We start from the raw sequence: 15,000 nt of genomic DNA on the forward strand, positions 1-15,000 counted from the left end.
GCGACTGCGCGGGTCTTCCCCGGTCGCGTAAGGTCACGCACACCTACTCCCGGCCGACCGTGGTGCATTCGTGATCCGATTCGACAACGTCTCCAAGTCCTATCCGAAGCAGAACCGCCCCGCGCTCCGGGATGTATCCCTGGAGATCGAGAAGGGGGAGTTCGTCTTCCTCGTCGGTTCGTCCGGCTCCGGAAAGTCGACTTTCCTGCGGCTGCTCCTCCGTGAGGAGCGCGCCAGCCAAGGCCAGGTGCACGTCCTCGGCAAGGACCTGGCCAGGCTCTCCAACTGGAAGGTGCCGCACATGCGGCGTCAGCTCGGCACCGTCTTCCAGGACTTCCGCCTCCTTCCCAACAAGACCGTCGCCGAGAACGTGGCCTTCGCCCAGGAGGTCATCGGCAAGCCGCGCGGCGAGATCCGCAAGGCCGTGCCGCAGGTGCTCGACCTGGTCGGGCTCGGCGGCAAGGAGGACCGGATGCCGGGCGAGCTCTCCGGTGGTGAGCAGCAGCGCGTCGCCATCGCGCGGGCCTTCGTCAACCGCCCGATGCTGCTGATCGCCGACGAGCCCACCGGCAACCTCGACCCGCAGACCTCGGTCGGCATCATGAAGCTGCTCGACCGCATCAACAGGACAGGGACCACCGTCGTCATGGCGACCCACGACCAGAACATCGTCGACCAGATGCGCAAGCGCGTCATCGAGCTGGAGAAGGGCCGCCTCGTCCGCGACCAGGCTCGCGGCGTCTACGGATACCAGCACTGAGCAGGTAGGGGACTCAACACACCATGCGCGCTCAGTTCGTGCTCTCCGAGATCGGCGTCGGTCTCCGGCGCAATCTCACGATGACGTTCGCCGTCATCGTCTCCGTGGCCCTCTCGCTCGCCCTGTTCGGCGGTGCGCTGCTCATGCGCGAGCAGGTCAGCACGATGAAGGACTACTGGTACGACAAGGTCAACGTCTCCATCTTCCTCTGCAACAAGGCCGACGCGGCCTCGGCCGCCAAGTGCGCCAAGGGCGCGGTCACGGCACAGCAGAAGGAACAGATCGAGGCCGATCTGAAAGAGATGGACATCGTCGACACCGTCATGCACGAGACGGCCGACGAGGCGTTCAAGCGTTACAAGGAGCAGTACGGCGACACCGCCATCGCCTCCGTCGTGACGCCGGACCAGATGCAGGAGTCGTTCCGGGTCAAGCTCAAGGACCCGGAGAAGTACAAGGTGGTCGCCACCGCCTTCGCCGGCCGTGACGGCGTCGAGTCGGTCGCGGACCAGCGGGGCATCCTGCAGAACCTCTTCGACCTGATGAACGGCATGAACATCGCCGCCCTCGGCGTCATGGGGCTGATGCTGGTCATCGCGCTGATGCTGATCGTCAACACGGTCCGCGTCTCGGCCTTCAGCCGCCGCCGCGAGACCGGGATCATGCGGCTCGTCGGCGCGTCCAGCTTCTACATCCAGATGCCGTTCATCATGGAGGCGGCGTTCGCCGGACTCCTCGGTGGCGCGGTCGCCTGTGTGCTGCTGCTCGTCGGCCGGTACTTCCTCATCGACCACGGCATCGCGCTCGCCGAGAAGATGCAGCTCGTCAACTTCATCGGCTGGGACGCCGTCTTCGCCAAGCTGCCGCTGGTGATCGCCATCGGGCTGCTGATGCCCGCCGTGGCGGCTTTCATCGCGCTGCGCAAGTACCTGAAGGTGTGAGAAGACACCACTGACGGCGGATGGCGTCGTACGGGCAAAGCCCGTGCGGCGCCATTGCCTTGTCCTAGAGTGGGCGCCATGCCGGCCGGCACCGACCATCTCTGTATCCGGCCCCGCGGAGTACTCCGTGGGGCCGTTCTGACGTTGGTCTTCACCGGAGTCCTGGCCACCGCCGCCGCCACCGGCTCGCTGCCCCGGCAGGAGTCCGCCGACGGCCGCACGGGGGCGACCCTGCGCGCGGCCGAGAGGTCCGGGGACTCCTCGACGGTCGACAGCGCCGCCCTGAACCGGGCCGCGGCCGACGCCATGGCGGACGGCAAGTCGGGCAAGCAGGCGGCCGAGGAGTTCGTCAGCCGCAGCGGGGACCGCTGGGGCGCGGTGTACGACAAGAGGGAGTACGCCGAGTTCGAGCAGGCCCTCGACGGCACCTACACCGGCGTGGGGCTCTCCGCCGGCCGGGCCGCCGGGGGCAGGGTCCGGGTGACCCGGGTGCAGAGCGGCGGCCCCGCCGCGCGGGCCGGGCTCCGGGCCGACGACCGGCTCGTCTCCGTCGACGGCCGCCCGGTCGACGGACTCTCGGTCTCCGAGGTCGTCGCCCTCCTGCGCGGCGACGGCGTCCCCGGCTCCGCCGTCGCCCTCCGGGTCGAGCGCGGCCGCACGGCCTGGACCCGGACCCTGCACCGGGCCAGGCTCGCCACCGACCCGGTCACCGTCCGCCGCCTCGACGACGGGACCCTGATGATCCGGGTCGCCGCCTTCACCAAGGGCGCGGGCGCGCGCGTGCGGGACGCGGTACGGGCCGCCCCGGCCGGCGCCGGCGTCCTCCTGGACCTGCGGGGCAACGCCGGCGGCCTGGTATCCGAGGCCGCCGTGGCCGCCTCCGCCTTCCTCGACGGCGGTCTGGTCGCCACGTACGACGTGGAGGGCGAGCAGCGCGCCGTGTACGCGGAGGGCGGCGGCGACACCGGCAGGCCCCTGGTGGCGCTGATCGACGGCGGCACGATGAGCGCGGCCGAGCTGCTCACCGGCGCCCTCCAGGACCGGGGCCGGGCCGTCACGGTCGGCTCGCGCACCTTCGGCAAGGGGTCGGTCCAGATGCCGAGCGCCCTGCCGGACGGATCCGTCGCCGAGCTGACCGTCGGCCACTACCGCACCCCGGCCGGTCACGCCGTCGACGGCCGGGGCATCACCCCCGACCTGACCGCCGGGGAACGGGCGGAAGAACGGGCGAAGACGGTATTGAGTGGCCTCGGAGGGGGCTCGTAGTGCGAAAATGGCCGCACTATGGCAAAGGGACTCGTGAACGTGCAGGGCAAGCCTGCGAAGAAGAACCAGGACAAGGCGCCCGAGCGCAAGATCATCGCGCAGAACAAGAAGGCGCGCCACGACTATCACATCGTCGACACCTACGAGTGCGGTCTCGTGCTCATGGGCACCGAGGTGAAGTCGCTGCGGATGGGCCGCGCCTCGCTGGTCGACGGCTTCGTGCAGATCGACCGGCACGAGGCGTGGCTGCACAACATCCATGTGCCCGAGTACATGCAGGGCAGCTGGACCAACCACTCGGCGAAGCGGAAGCGCAAGCTGCTGCTGCACCGCGAGGAGATCGACAAGCTGGAGGCGAAGTCGCAGGAGACGGGTCACACGATCGTGCCCCTCGCGCTGTACTTCCTGAACGGCCGGGTCAAGGTCGAGATCGCGCTCGCCAAGGGCAAGAAGGAGTTCGACAAGCGCCAGACCCTGCGCGAGAAGCAGGACACCCGCGAGACGAACCGGGCCATCGCGGCGGCCAAGCGCAAGCAGCGGGCGGCGCAGGTCGCGTGACCCCGCGGCGCTGCTCGACGGAGCGGCGCGGTCGCGGCTAATACGCTGGCGACAGCACCCGTCGGTCACGTACGATGGGTCGTGCCCGCCTCGCAAGAGGTGTGCTTTGAAAAATAAACATGGGGATGATCGGTTTCGACAGCGGATACCGATGCAGGGGAAGCGTGTCGAGGAAGCGGCAATGATCTCGTTAACCATATGTCGCAACCAATAATCGCCAACTCCAAGAGCGATAACTCCCGCTTCGCCCTCGCTGCCTAATTTTAGGTAACGACAAGAAGCCTCTGTGAGGAGCGTCAGCCCGGGGGTGGTCCCGACCCGGATCCTGGCGTCATTTAGGGATCTAAACCTCCAACCCCGGTCACGGGGGTTGGAGGGAAATCAAACAGTGACTGAGCCCGTCGGAGACTTGTCCGTGTGATCTCCGGGGCTGAGAAACTCGTAGCGGACTGCGCACGGAGAAGCCCTGTTTCCGTACCGTTGGACGCGGGTTCGATTCCCGCCATCTCCACCGAGCGTCCGAGAGGCTCGCCTCCTCGGACACCTCATCCCATGTGGGCGAAGGCCCGGCAGTCATCCGACTGCCGGGCCTTCGTCATGCCCGGCCGCCCACCTCGGCCGCCGCGCAGAGCGCCAGCGCCACGGCTGCCGCGGTGGCCGGGACCAGGAAGCCGAAGGACGCGAACGGGGCGTGGTCGGCGGCCCAGCCGCCGGTGGCGGAGCCGGCCGCGATGCCGCCCAGCAGAGCGGTCACGGCCAGCGTCATGCCCTCGTTGAGCTGGGACGCCGGGGTCAGGCGCTGCACCAGGCCCATGCCCGTCACCATCGTCGGAGCCGTCGCCATGCCCGCCAGGAGCAGCCCGGCGGCGAGCGCGAGCAGCGAGCCGGTCGAGGCGGCGAGCAGCGGCATCGTCATCAGGACGGCCATCGCGGCCAGGCAGGTGCGGAGCCGGACGGTGCGGCGGGCGTGGCCGTAGAGGAGGCCCGCCGCGCAGGAGCCCGCGGCCTGGAGGGCCAGCACCGGACCGGCGACGGGGCCGTCCACGTACGCCACGGTCACCACCTCCATGGAGCCGAAGACCGCGCCGGTGGCGAGGAAGACCACAAGGAGCGGAGCCATGCCGGGGACCCGCAGCGGGGAGCCCGCGGCGGTACGGGGGGAGACCGGCGGCTCGGTGGAGCGCTGGGCGGCGAAGATCAGGACGCCGGTGAGGAACAGGGCGGCGCCGACGAGGGTGCCGGCCTCGGGGAAGAGCGTGGAGCAGAGCAGCGCGGCGACGACCGGGCCGAGCATGAAGCAGAGCTCGTCGGTGGCCTGCTCGAAGGCGTTGGCGGTGTGCAGGGCGTCCCGGTCGCCCTTGAGGAGATGGGCCCAGCGTGCCCGGGACATGCCCCCCGTGTTGGGTGAGGTGGCGGTGAGCGCGGTGGTGGCGAACAGGGCCCAGACGGGCGCCTTCTCGTGGACGCAGAGCAGCAGCACCAGATGGCCGAGGACGGCGTAGGCGGTGGCGGGGACCGCGATCCGCGCCTGGCCGTACCGGTCGACGAGCCGGGCGATCCAGGGGGCGGTGAGGGCCCCGGCGGCCATGCCGGTGGCGGTCACGCCGCCCGCGAGGGCGTACGAGTCGTAGGCCGCCGCGATCATGATCACGGCGCTGACGCCGAACATGCCCATGGGCAGCCGGGCGATCAGATTGCCGACGATGAAGCCGCGGGCGCCGGGGACGGTGAAGAGGCGGAGGTAGGCGTTGCGGGGGGCGGGGGTGGGGGAGGGAGTGTGAACGGGGGTCGGGGAGTGGGCGTGGCCGGGGGAGCGGGTGCGGGCGGCGCTGGGGCTTGGGCTGGGGCTTGGGGTGGCACTGCTGGGGGCGGCGGTGCGCCGGTCGCGGTAGCGGGGGGCGAGGGCCGGGCCCGCCGGGGTGAGGGTGAGGTCCGGTTGCGGCATGGATCAAGGCTCGCCGGAGGGGGTCGGGCCGGTCCAACACCTGTTCGGTGGCCATTCACGCAGCTGTGTTGTTAAATGCGGCGATGCCCTCCCCGGTACCTTCCCCCATGCCGGCGTCGCCCGCGCCGGCGTCCGCCGCGCCGCGCGACATCGACCCCCGCCTCCTGCGCGCCTTCACCGCCGTCGCCGAGGAGCTGCACTTCACCCGCGCCGCCGCCCGCCGCTACGTCGCCCAGCAGGCCCTCAGCCGTGACATCCGGCGGCTGGAGCGCGAAGTGGGCGCCGAGCTCTTCGTGAGGACCACCCGGCAGGTCTCCCTCACGCCCGACGGCGAGCGCCTCCTCCCGTACGCGCTCCGGGTGCTGGCCGCGCACGACGAGTTGACCGAGGCCTTTCGGGCCGCGCCCCGGCCGCTCCTCGTCGACCTCAACAGCCCCGGCCTCGCCCCCGAGAACGTACTGCGCCGGGCCCGTGAACTCGCCCCGGACCAGGAGCTGATGGCCCGCTACGAGAGCGGACTCACCGGCGCCGTACGGGAGATGCTCGCCGGGCGGCTCGACACCTCCTTCGGCCGGTACGGCGGGCTCGACGCCGGGCTGCGGGCACGGCTCGACTCCCAGTTCGTGCGGTACGAGCGGATGGCCGTGATCCTCCCCGACGACCACCCCCTCGCCGAGCTGACGGAGGTGCCGCTCGCCGCCCTCGCCGGGGAACGGATCTACGCGGGCGCGGGGAACGACCGCACGCCCGAGTGGACCGACCTCGCCGCCCGGCTCTTCGCCGGGCGCGGCATCGAGATCGCCCCGCCCGCGCCGCTCGCCGTGGGCAAGGAGGAGTTCCGCCGCATCATGGCCAAGCACCGCAACCCGGTGCTCGCCGTCGTCGACTTCCCGCCCATGCCGGGCTGCGTGCTCAGGCCGCTCGTCGACCCCGTACCCCTGTCGCCCGTGAGCCTGGTGTGGCGCAAGGGACTGCGTCATCCCGGTCTGGACGCGCTGCGGACCGCGGCCGCCGAGATCGGCGCCAGGGAGGGCTGGCACGCCCGCCCGGCCGGGTCCTGGCTGCCGGAAGAGGAGCCGGGGCTGCCGGGCGCCTGAGGACGGCTGCCCGGGGCGGCACGCATCGGGACCCGGTCACGTCCACCGGTAGGACCCGGCGAGTGAGCCGAAGGGGTGCGCCGGGGGAACAGGGCCGAGCGCGCGGAGCCTCCCGAGGAACGAGGGAGGCGAGCACGGTCGGTCCTGTGAGCCCGGCTTCAGCGCCCCGGAGGCGAGCCGAGCCAGGAGAAGGGGCCGCGCTCACAGGGGCCGCGCGCTCCGGGTGAGAGCAAGGTTCCGTTGACGTCACCTCACGGCACCGGGCCGAAACGCGACCTCCCTAGCGTCGGGGACAGGTGGACCGGGGCTGTGGACGCCCCAGGACCCGACACCCGCGGAGGTACGACATGGGCGGCCGGTGGATCGAGCAGTGGGAACCTGAGGACGAGACCTTCTGGCGCGAGACGGGGGAGAAGATCGCACGGCGGAACCTGCTCTTCTCCGTGATCTCCGAGCACATTGGCTTCTCCATCTGGAGCCTGTGGTCGGTCATGGTGCTCTTCATGGGCCCCCAGTACGGCGTCGACCCGGCCGGCAAGTTCTTCCTGATCGGCACCGCGACCTTCGTCGGCGCGCTGATCCGCATCCCGTACACCTTCTCCGTCGCCCGCTTCGGCGGCCGCAACTGGACGGTCTTCAGCGCCCTGCTGCTCCTGCTGCCCACCGGCCTCGCCTTCGCGGTGATGGAGCCAGGGACCTCGTACACCACCTTCGTCCTGGTGGCGGCGCTCACCGGCGTCGGCGGCGGCAACTTCGCCTCCTCGATGACCAACATCAACGCCTTCTTCCCGCTGCGGAAGAAGGGCTGGGCGCTCGGGCTCAACGCGGGCGGCGGCAACATCGGCGTCCCCGTCGTCCAGCTCATCGGCCTCCTCGTCATCGGCACGGCGGGCGCCATGCACCCGCGGATCGTCCTCGGCGTCTACCTGCCGCTGATCATCGTCGCCGCCGTCTGCGCCGCGCTCTTCATGGACAACCTCGCCCCCGTCAAGAACGACACCGGCGCCGCGAAGGAGGCCGTCCGGGCCCGCCACACCTGGATCATGGCCTTCCTGTACATCGGCACCTTCGGCTCCTTCATCGGCTACAGCTTCGCCTTCGGCCTCGTCCTCCAGACCCAGTTCGGCCGCACCCCGCTCCAGGCCGCCTCGCTCACCTTCATCGGCCCGCTGCTCGGCTCCCTCATCCGGCCGATCGGCGGCTCCCTCGCCGACCGGCACGGCGGCGCCCGCATCACCCTGGGGACCTTCGCCGCGATGGCCCTCGCGACCGGAGTCGTCATCTACGCCTCCGTGATCGAGTCCCTCGCCGTCTTCCTCGTCGGCTTCATCGGCCTCTTCGTCCTCAGCGGCCTCGGCAACGGCTCCACGTACAAGATGATCCCGGCGATCTTCCTCGCCCAGGGACACCGCAAGGGCCTCGCCGGAGAGGCCGCCGAAGGCTACGGCCGGCGGCTCTCCGGCGCCGCGATGGGCCTCATCGGGGCGGTCGGCGCGCTCGGCGGCCTCGGCATCAACCTCGCCTTCCGCCAGTCCTTCCAGACCTCCGGCACCGGCACCGCGGCCTTCGTGGCCTTCCTGGCCTTCTACGCGGCCTGCATGGTCGTCACCTGGGCGGTATACCTTCGCGCTCCGGTCGCGGTCCCCTCCACGGTCCCGGAGGACGCCGGAGACGTCACCGACCCGGAGCCCCGGCCCGGCTACGCGAAGGTGTGACGCCCGATGCCCGGCGCGGACCGTAACGATCAGGAAATACGGGCGAACCGAGACCGTCACGCGTTCCCGTCAGGCTCTGACCCCATGGACGAGCAGCAAGAACCCGGCCCCGCCGGTCCCCTCGCCGGCTTCACGGTCGGCGTCACCGCGGCGCGGCGCGCGGACGAACTCATCGCGCTGCTGCGCCGACGCGGCGCGGCCGTCGTCCACGGGCCCGCCCTGCGGATCGTGCCCCTCGCGGACGACACCGAACTCCTCGCCGCCACCAAGGAACTCATCGGCCACGCCCCGGACGTCGTCGTCGCCACCACGGCGATCGGCTTCCGGGGCTGGGTCGAGGCGGCGGAGGGCTGGGGATGCGGGGAGCAGCTCCTCGCCGTCCTGCGCGACGTCGAACTCCTCGCCCGGGGACCCAAGGTCAAGGGAGCCGTACGGGCCGCCGGACTCACCGAGTCCTGGTCGCCCGGCTCGGAGTCCATGGCCGAGGTCCTCGACCGGCTCCTCGCCGAGGGCGTGGAGGGCCGGCGGATCGCGCTCCAGCTGCACGGGGAGCCGCTGCCCGGCTTCGTGGAGGCACTCACGGCCGGCGGCGCGGAGGTCGTCGGCGTGCCCGTCTACCGCTGGATGCAGCCCGAGGACATCGGACCGCTCGACCGGCTCCTCGACGGGATCCTGGCCGGAGGCCTGGACGCGGTCACCTTCACCAGCGCGCCCGCCGCGGTGTCGCTGCTGTCGCGTGCCGAGGAGAAGGGCGTACGGTCCGCACTCGTCGCCGCGCTCAAGCACGACGTCCTCGCGGTGTGCGTGGGTCCCGTGACGGCGCTTCCGCTCCAGGCCGAGGGCATCGACACGTACGCCCCCGAGCGGTTCCGGCTCGGGCCGGTGGTCCAGCTCCTCTGCAAGGAGCTGCCGGGCCGCTCACGGGTCCTGCCCGTGGCGGGCCACCGGGTGGAGGTCCGCGGGCACGCCGTCCTCGTCGACGGCCTCCTGCGGCCCGTCCCGCCCGCCGGAATGGCCCTTCTCGGGCTCCTCGCCCGCCGGCCCGGCTGGGTCGTCTCCCGCGCGGACCTGTTGCGCGCGCTGCCGGGCGCGGGGCGGGACGAGCACGCCGTGGAGACGGCGATGGCGCGCCTGCGGGCGGCGCTCGGCACGCCGAAGCTGATCCAGACGGTGGTGAAGCGGGGGTATCGGCTGGCGCTGGATGCGGCGGCGGACGCGAAGTACGACGACTAGGCGGCACTTGCCCCCGCGGGGGGCCCGCCACCCACGGGCCTCAGCCCCTCCGCCAGCGCGGCCCCACGCCCCGACGCCCCGACGGCCCTGTACGGGCCGCTGCCTCCGCTGCCTCTGCGTGGGGCGCGTCCGTCTGTCTCCGCCTGCGCGGGGCGCGTGCCTGTGCCGCCGCCCCTGCCGGGTCTCCGCCTCCGCTGCCCGCGCGCGGGGCCCGGGCCTCTGTGCGGCCCCGCGTGCGGGGCCGGCGCCCTTTGCCGCTGCACACCTCTCCGTGCGGACCCGCGCCCGCCGGCCGGCACCCCGCCCACACGGGGGTGGGGTGGGGGTTCGTGGTGGTTGGGTGGGGGGTGCGGGGGAGGTGGAGGGTGGCGTGGGGGGATCTCGCCTGACACGGTGCCTTCCGGTGGCGTACGCTCGACGGCTGCCCAGTGCACGTCAGAAGGGGGCCTTAGGTGGCCGCGCAGGAAGCCGTGGACACGGTCAGAGACCGTGAGATCGGTGTCGAGCAGGAACATCTGGACCACGTCTACCGCCGACTGGAGGAGAAGATCCACGAGGCGGAGTTCCTGATGAACGACGCCGCCCAGCGGGGCCAGGTCGGCACGCCCGGCGCGCTCGCCGAGCGCGACGCCCAGGTCTTCCGGGCCGGCATCCACCTCAACCGGCTCAACAACGAGTTCGAGGACTTCCTCTTCGGCCGGATCGATCTGCTGTACGGCAAGGACGGGAAGAAGGGACCCGACGGGGCGTACACCTCCGTCGAGCCCGCCGAGGACGCCGTACGGCCCGACAACACCGCCGAGATCGGCGAGACACTCCACATCGGCCGGATCGGCGTCCTCGACTCCGACTACGCGCCGCTGGTCATCGACTGGCGCGCACCCGCCGCCGCGCCCTTCTACCGGTCCACGCCGGTCGATCCGGGCCGGGTCGTACGGCGCAGGGTCATCCGTTCCAAGGGCCGCCAAGTCCTCGGCGTCGAGGACGACCTGATGCGTCCCGAGCTCCGGGCCACCCTGGACGGGCGCGAGCTGCCCGTCATCGGCGACGGAGCCCTGATGGCCGCCCTCGGGCAGGCCCGCAGTCACACGATGCGGGACATCGTGTCCTCCATCCAGGCCGAGCAGGACCTCGTCATCCGCGCGCCCGCCGCCTCCGTCACCTACGTCGAGGGCGGGCCGGGCACCGGGAAGACGGCGGTCGCGCTGCACCGGGCCGCCTACCTGCTCTACCAGGACAGGCGGCGGTACGCGGGCGGCATCCTGATCGTCTCGCCGACCCCGCTGCTCGTCTCGTACACCGAGGGCGTCCTGCCCTCCCTGGGCGAGGAGGGGCAGGTCGCCATCCGCGCCGTCGGCAGTCTCGTGGACGGCGCGGAGGCCACCGCCTACGACGACCCGGCGGTCGCCCGGATCAAGGGTTCCTCCCGGATGCTCCACGTGCTCCGCAAGGCCGCGCGTGGCGCCCTGGAGACCCCGGCGCCCAGGGGCCAGGCCCAGCTCGCGCTGGGCGACGAGGACGACGACCCCAGCGTGCCCGCCGTGCCCGCCGGTACGCCGACGCGGCTGCGGGTCGTCGCCTTCGGCCGCCGTCTGGAGCTGGAGGCCGACGAGCTGCGGCGCATCCGGCACAACGTCCTCGGCGGCACCGCTCCCGTCAACCTGCTGCGCCCGCGCGCCCGCCGTCTGCTCCTGGACGCGCTGTACGCCAAGTCGGGCGCGGTCGGCCGGCACAGCGACCCCGAGCTCGCCGCCGAGCTGCGTTCCTCCTTCGACGAGGACGTGTCGACGGAGGACTCCTTCCTCGGGTTCCTCGACGCCTGGTGGCCCGAACTCACGCCGCGCCGGGTGCTCGACGCGATGGCCGACGAGCGCCGGCTCGGCCGCTGGGCCCGTCGCATCCTCAACCCGGGCGAGGTGCGGCGGCTCGCCCGTTCGCTGCGCCGCACGGAGCTGTCCGTCCACGACGTGGCGCTCCTGGACGAGCTGCACACCCTGGTGGGGACTCCGTCCCGGCCCCGGAAGAAGCGCGAGTACGACCCGCTGGACCAGCTCACGGGTCTGGAGGAGCTCATGCCCGTCCGGGAGGAGACCCAGCGCGAGCGGGCGGAGCGGCTCGCCGCGGAGCGCACCGAGTACGCGCATGTGATCGTCGACGAGGCGCAGGACCTCACGCCCATGCAGTGGCGGATGGTCGGGCGGCGCGGCCGGCACGCCACCTGGACGGTCGTGGGCGACCCGGCGCAGTCCTCCTGGTCGGATCCGGACGAGGCCGCGGCGGCCCGCGACGAGGCCCTCGGGTCGCGGCCGCGGCGCCGTTTCGAGCTGACCGTGAACTACCGGAACCCGGCCGAGATCGCCGAGCTCGCGGCCAGGGTGCTGGCGCTCGCCATGCCGGGCAAGGAGTCGCCGCGCGCGGTCCGCTCGACGGGCGTCGAGCCCCGTTTCGTGAGGGTGGGGGAGACGCAGGGCAAGCCCGATCTGGCTGAAACTGTTCGGTCCGAGGCGCGGCTGCTCCTGGAGCGGGTCGAGGGCACCGTCGGGGTGGTCGTCGCCATGAACCGGCGTCAGGAGGCGGCCCGCTGGCTGGCCGAGCTGGGCGACCGGGTGGTGGCGCTCGGCTCCCTGGAGGCGAAGGGCCTGGAGTACGACGCCACGGTCGTCGTCTCGCCCGCGGAGATCGCGGACGAGTCCCCGGCCGGACTGCGGGTCCTCTACGTGGCCCTGACCCGGGCGACGCAGCAGCTCACGGTGGTCGCGGCGGCGGCGGACATGCCGGACGAGGCGGGGGTCCCGGACCTGTTGAGGGACTGATCCCGCGGGGCGGAAGGCGCCGATTTCAGGTCAACCTGTGGCGCTGGAATCACCGACCAGGGTGGTTTGTTAGCCTTGTCGTGGCACCGGCTCGATCCAAGCCCCCGGGCCCAACCTTCGTCCCTCAGAGGGACCACTTGCCGCGAGGCGAGCATGGCGGGTCGGTGCCACTTAGACGTATGTACGAAGTTGAGGTCCTCGTCACCCCTGGTGACGGGGGCCTCTTCTGTTTCCCCGACAGTTCTCGTATGGTGGAAACTACTTTCCGAAAACAAAATGACCGCATTACCTGCTACCGGCAGGTAGGTGCGACCATCGGAGGGCGCCGCCGGGCAACCAGCCGGGGCGGCGTAGCAACGAAGCTCAGGGAAAGCAGAGGAACTCGGCCATGGCAACGGCGCCCAGCGTCTCGTACTCGATGACGGTCCGGCTGGAGGTTCCCGCGAGCGGAACCGCGGTCTCCCAGCTCACCACGGCGGTGGAGTCCCACGGCGGATCCGTCACCGGCCTCGACGTGACCGCCTCCGGCCACGAGAAGCTCCGTATCGACGTCACCATCGCCGCGACCTCCACGGCGCACGCCGACGAGATCGTCGAGCAGCTGCGCACCATCGAGGGCGTCGTCCTGGGCAAGGTCTCCGACCGTACGTTCCTGATGCACCTCGGCGGCAAGATCGAGATGGCGTCCAAGCACCCCATCCGCAACCGTGACGACCTCTCCATGATCTACACCCCGGGCGTCGCCCGCGTGTGCATGGCGATCGCCGAGAACCCCGAGGACGCCCGCCGCCTCACCATCAAGCGCAACTCCGTCGCGGTCGTCACCGACGGCTCCGCCGTCCTCGGCCTCGGCAACATCGGCCCGATGGCCTCCCTGCCCGTCATGGAGGGCAAGGCCGCCCTCTTCAAGCGCTTCGCCGGCATCGACGCCTGGCCGATCTGCCTCGACACGCAGGACACCGACGAGATCGTGGCCATCGTCAAGGCCATCGCCCCCGGCTTCGCGGGCATCAACCTCGAGGACATCTCCGCGCCCCGCTGCTTCGAGATCGAGGCCAGGCTGCGCGAGGCCCTGGACATCCCCGTCTTCCACGACGACCAGCACGGCACCGCCATCGTCGTCCTCGCCGCCCTGACCAACGCGCTCCGGGTGGTCAACAAGAACGTCGGCGACGTACGGGTCGTCATGTCCGGTGCCGGCGCGGCCGGTACGGCCATCCTCAAGCTGCTCATCGCCGCGGGCGTCAAGCACGCCGTCGTCGCCGACATCCACGGCGTGGTGCACGCGGGCCGCGAGGACCTCGTCGACGCCGCGCCCGGCACCCCGCTGCGCTGGATCGCCGACAACACCAACCCCGAGGGCGTCACCGGCACGCTCAAGCAGGCCGTGGTCGGCGCGGACGTCTTCATCGGCGTCTCGGCCCCGAACCTGCTGGGCGCGGACGACGTCGCCGCGATGGCCGAGGGCGCGATCGTCTTCGCGCTCGCGAACCCCGACCCGGAGGTCGACCCGGCCGCCGCGCGCCAGACGGCCGCGGTCGTCGCCACCGGCCGCTCGGACTTCCCGAACCAGATCAACAACGTGCTGGTCTTCCCGGGTGTCTTCCGCGGTCTCCTCGACGCCCAGTCCCGTACCGTCAACACGGAGATGATGCTGGCGGCCGCCACGGCCCTCGCCGATGTCGTCACCGAGGACGAGCTGAACCCGAACTACATCATCCCGTCGGTCTTCAACGACAAGGTCGCGGGTGCGGTCGCCGGAGCCGTGCGCAATGCGGCGAAGGCGGCGGCCGGCGGCCCGGCGACGACCGGGCGCTGACGGCGCGTCGCGATTCGCGGAGCCGTAAACCCGCCTTTAGGGTGGCTTTTCGGCTCCGCGTGGTTTTCGCGGAGTCGACAGAACGTCACCACCACGGGGCTCTGGCGCTTTTCGTGTGACCCCAGGGGGTGCCGGATTGGCGTTCCCGCCGCTGGTGGGGGCAGGATGCGTGTTTGGGCGCGAGGGTCTGTCATTAGACCCGGGTCCGGGGACTGTCCGAAGGCCCTGGCAGCATCGGCTTCGCTGTACCCAATCACGCGGCTTCCGCCGCGTGGCACGCCTCACAGGCAAGAAGAACACGGGAGTAACAACATGAACCGCAGTGAGCTGGTGGCCGCCCTGGCCGACCGCGCCGAGGTGACCCGCAAGGACGCCGACGCCGTGCTGGCCGCTCTCGCCGAGACCGTCGGTGAGGTCGTCGCCAAGGGCGACGAGAAGGTCACCATCCCCGGCTTCCTGACCTTCGAGCGCACCCACCGTGCCGCTCGCACCGCTCGTAACCCGCAGACCGGCGACCCGATCAACATCCCGGCCGGCTACAGCGTGAAGGTCTCCGCGGGCTCGAAGCTCAAGGAAGCCGCCAAGGGCAAGTAAGGCCGCCAAGGCCGCGTAAGGCAGCCTGGAGGCACAGAAAGGGCGGCCACCCTGTCAGGGGGTGGCCGCCCTTTCGTTTGCCCGTCAGAGGCCCCTCAGGGGCCCGTCGGCGCGGTCGGAGGCCGGGTGTGGGGGGGGGGGGGGGGGGGGGGGGGGGGGGAGGGGGGGGGGGGGAGGGGGGGAGGGGGGGGGGGGGGGGCCAAAGAGAAAAAGAACACATCCTGCGCGCCCGTGATCGGAGGGGGGGAGCAAATAAGAA

The 15,000-nt window shown here is 71.5% G+C and carries 11 protein-coding genes and 1 other RNA gene; 11 read left to right on the forward strand and 1 reads right to left on the reverse strand.

Features of this window, described 5'->3' with window-relative positions; genetic code table 11:
• Positions 1 to 70: 70 nt before the first annotated feature.
• The 5 genes from ftsE (at position 71) to ssrA (ending at position 4,039) form a co-directional block, all read left to right on the forward strand.
• Positions 71 to 760, forward strand: coding sequence for a cell division ATP-binding protein FtsE (gene ftsE / locus ACZ4XX_RS06375; protein WP_030223113.1), 690 nt, complete (start codon positions 71 to 73; stop codon positions 758 to 760).
• 23 nt (positions 761 to 783) lie between these two features.
• Complete coding sequence (gene ftsX, locus ACZ4XX_RS06380) at positions 784 to 1,701, forward strand: permease-like cell division protein FtsX (RefSeq protein WP_468506810.1); 918 nt, start codon at positions 784 to 786, stop codon at positions 1,699 to 1,701.
• Positions 1,702 to 1,779: 78 nt separating this feature from the next.
• On the forward strand, positions 1,780 to 2,967 hold the full coding sequence (locus ACZ4XX_RS06385; RefSeq protein ID WP_468506811.1) for a S41 family peptidase: 1,188 nt from the start codon (positions 1,780 to 1,782) through the stop codon (positions 2,965 to 2,967).
• A gap of 18 nt (positions 2,968 to 2,985) precedes the next feature.
• Positions 2,986 to 3,525 carry an SsrA-binding protein SmpB gene (smpB, locus tag ACZ4XX_RS06390; RefSeq protein WP_389025903.1) on the forward strand — a complete coding sequence of 180 codons (540 nt, stop codon included), beginning with the start codon at positions 2,986 to 2,988 and terminating at the stop codon, positions 3,523 to 3,525.
• Between the two features lie 121 nt (positions 3,526 to 3,646).
• Positions 3,647 to 4,039, forward strand: a transfer-messenger RNA (tmRNA) gene (gene ssrA, locus ACZ4XX_RS06395).
• Between the two features lie 81 nt (positions 4,040 to 4,120).
• Here ssrA and ACZ4XX_RS06400 read toward each other — a convergent pair.
• Entirely contained in the window at positions 4,121 to 5,470 is a 1,350-nt protein-coding gene (locus tag ACZ4XX_RS06400; protein WP_468506812.1) for an MFS transporter, read from the reverse strand.
• Positions 5,471 to 5,577: 107 nt separating this feature from the next.
• Here ACZ4XX_RS06400 and ACZ4XX_RS06405 point away from each other — a divergent pair, with 107 nt between their 5' ends.
• The 6 genes from ACZ4XX_RS06405 to ACZ4XX_RS06430 all read left to right on the forward strand — a co-directional run bounded on the left by ACZ4XX_RS06405 (position 5,578) and on the right by ACZ4XX_RS06430 (position 14,741).
• A complete protein-coding gene (locus tag ACZ4XX_RS06405; RefSeq protein ID WP_468506813.1) occupies positions 5,578 to 6,567 on the forward strand; it encodes a LysR family transcriptional regulator in 990 nt (329 codons plus the stop codon).
• Positions 6,568 to 6,914: 347 nt separating this feature from the next.
• Positions 6,915 to 8,282 carry a nitrate/nitrite transporter gene (locus ACZ4XX_RS06410; protein ID WP_468506814.1) on the forward strand — a complete coding sequence of 456 codons (1,368 nt, stop codon included), beginning with the start codon at positions 6,915 to 6,917 and terminating at the stop codon, positions 8,280 to 8,282.
• A gap of 84 nt (positions 8,283 to 8,366) precedes the next feature.
• Positions 8,367 to 9,515 (forward strand): uroporphyrinogen-III synthase, encoded by a 1,149-nt coding sequence (locus ACZ4XX_RS06415; RefSeq protein ID WP_468506815.1) that lies wholly within the window; start codon positions 8,367 to 8,369, stop codon positions 9,513 to 9,515.
• 452 nt (positions 9,516 to 9,967) lie between these two features.
• Complete coding sequence (locus ACZ4XX_RS06420) at positions 9,968 to 12,328, forward strand: HelD family protein (RefSeq protein ID WP_468506816.1); 2,361 nt, start codon at positions 9,968 to 9,970, stop codon at positions 12,326 to 12,328.
• A gap of 388 nt (positions 12,329 to 12,716) precedes the next feature.
• The gene (locus tag ACZ4XX_RS06425; protein WP_468506817.1) at positions 12,717 to 14,147 is read left to right on the forward strand and encodes an NAD-dependent malic enzyme; all 1,431 of its coding nucleotides are present in this window, start codon (positions 12,717 to 12,719) and stop codon (positions 14,145 to 14,147) included.
• A 312-nt stretch (positions 14,148 to 14,459) separates the two neighbouring features.
• The gene (locus ACZ4XX_RS06430) at positions 14,460 to 14,741 is read left to right on the forward strand and encodes an HU family DNA-binding protein (protein WP_017237029.1); all 282 of its coding nucleotides are present in this window, start codon (positions 14,460 to 14,462) and stop codon (positions 14,739 to 14,741) included.
• Positions 14,742 to 15,000 lie beyond the last annotated feature (259 nt).

Source organism: Streptomyces sp. NPDC029956 (genome assembly GCF_055574655.1).

Bases quoted from the DNA above. Each gene is read 5' to 3' on its own strand.
- ftsX (WP_468506810.1), top strand. From the start codon at position 784: ATGCGCGCTCAGTTCGTGCTCTCCGAGATCGGCGTCGGTCTCCGGCGC.
- ACZ4XX_RS06385 (WP_468506811.1), top strand. From the start codon at position 1,780: ATGCCGGCCGGCACCGACCATCTCTGTATCCGGCCCCGCGGAGTACTC.
- smpB (WP_389025903.1), top strand. From the start codon at position 2,986: ATGGCAAAGGGACTCGTGAACGTGCAGGGCAAGCCTGCGAAGAAGAAC.
- ACZ4XX_RS06400 (WP_468506812.1), bottom strand. From the start codon at position 5,470: ATGCCGCAACCGGACCTCACCCTCACCCCGGCGGGCCCGGCCCTCGCC.
- ACZ4XX_RS06405 (WP_468506813.1), top strand. From the start codon at position 5,578: ATGCCGGCGTCGCCCGCGCCGGCGTCCGCCGCGCCGCGCGACATCGAC.
- ACZ4XX_RS06410 (WP_468506814.1), top strand. From the start codon at position 6,915: ATGGGCGGCCGGTGGATCGAGCAGTGGGAACCTGAGGACGAGACCTTC.
- ACZ4XX_RS06415 (WP_468506815.1), top strand. From the start codon at position 8,367: ATGGACGAGCAGCAAGAACCCGGCCCCGCCGGTCCCCTCGCCGGCTTC.
- ACZ4XX_RS06425 (WP_468506817.1), top strand. From the start codon at position 12,717: ATGGCAACGGCGCCCAGCGTCTCGTACTCGATGACGGTCCGGCTGGAG.
- ACZ4XX_RS06430 (WP_017237029.1), top strand. From the start codon at position 14,460: ATGAACCGCAGTGAGCTGGTGGCCGCCCTGGCCGACCGCGCCGAGGTG.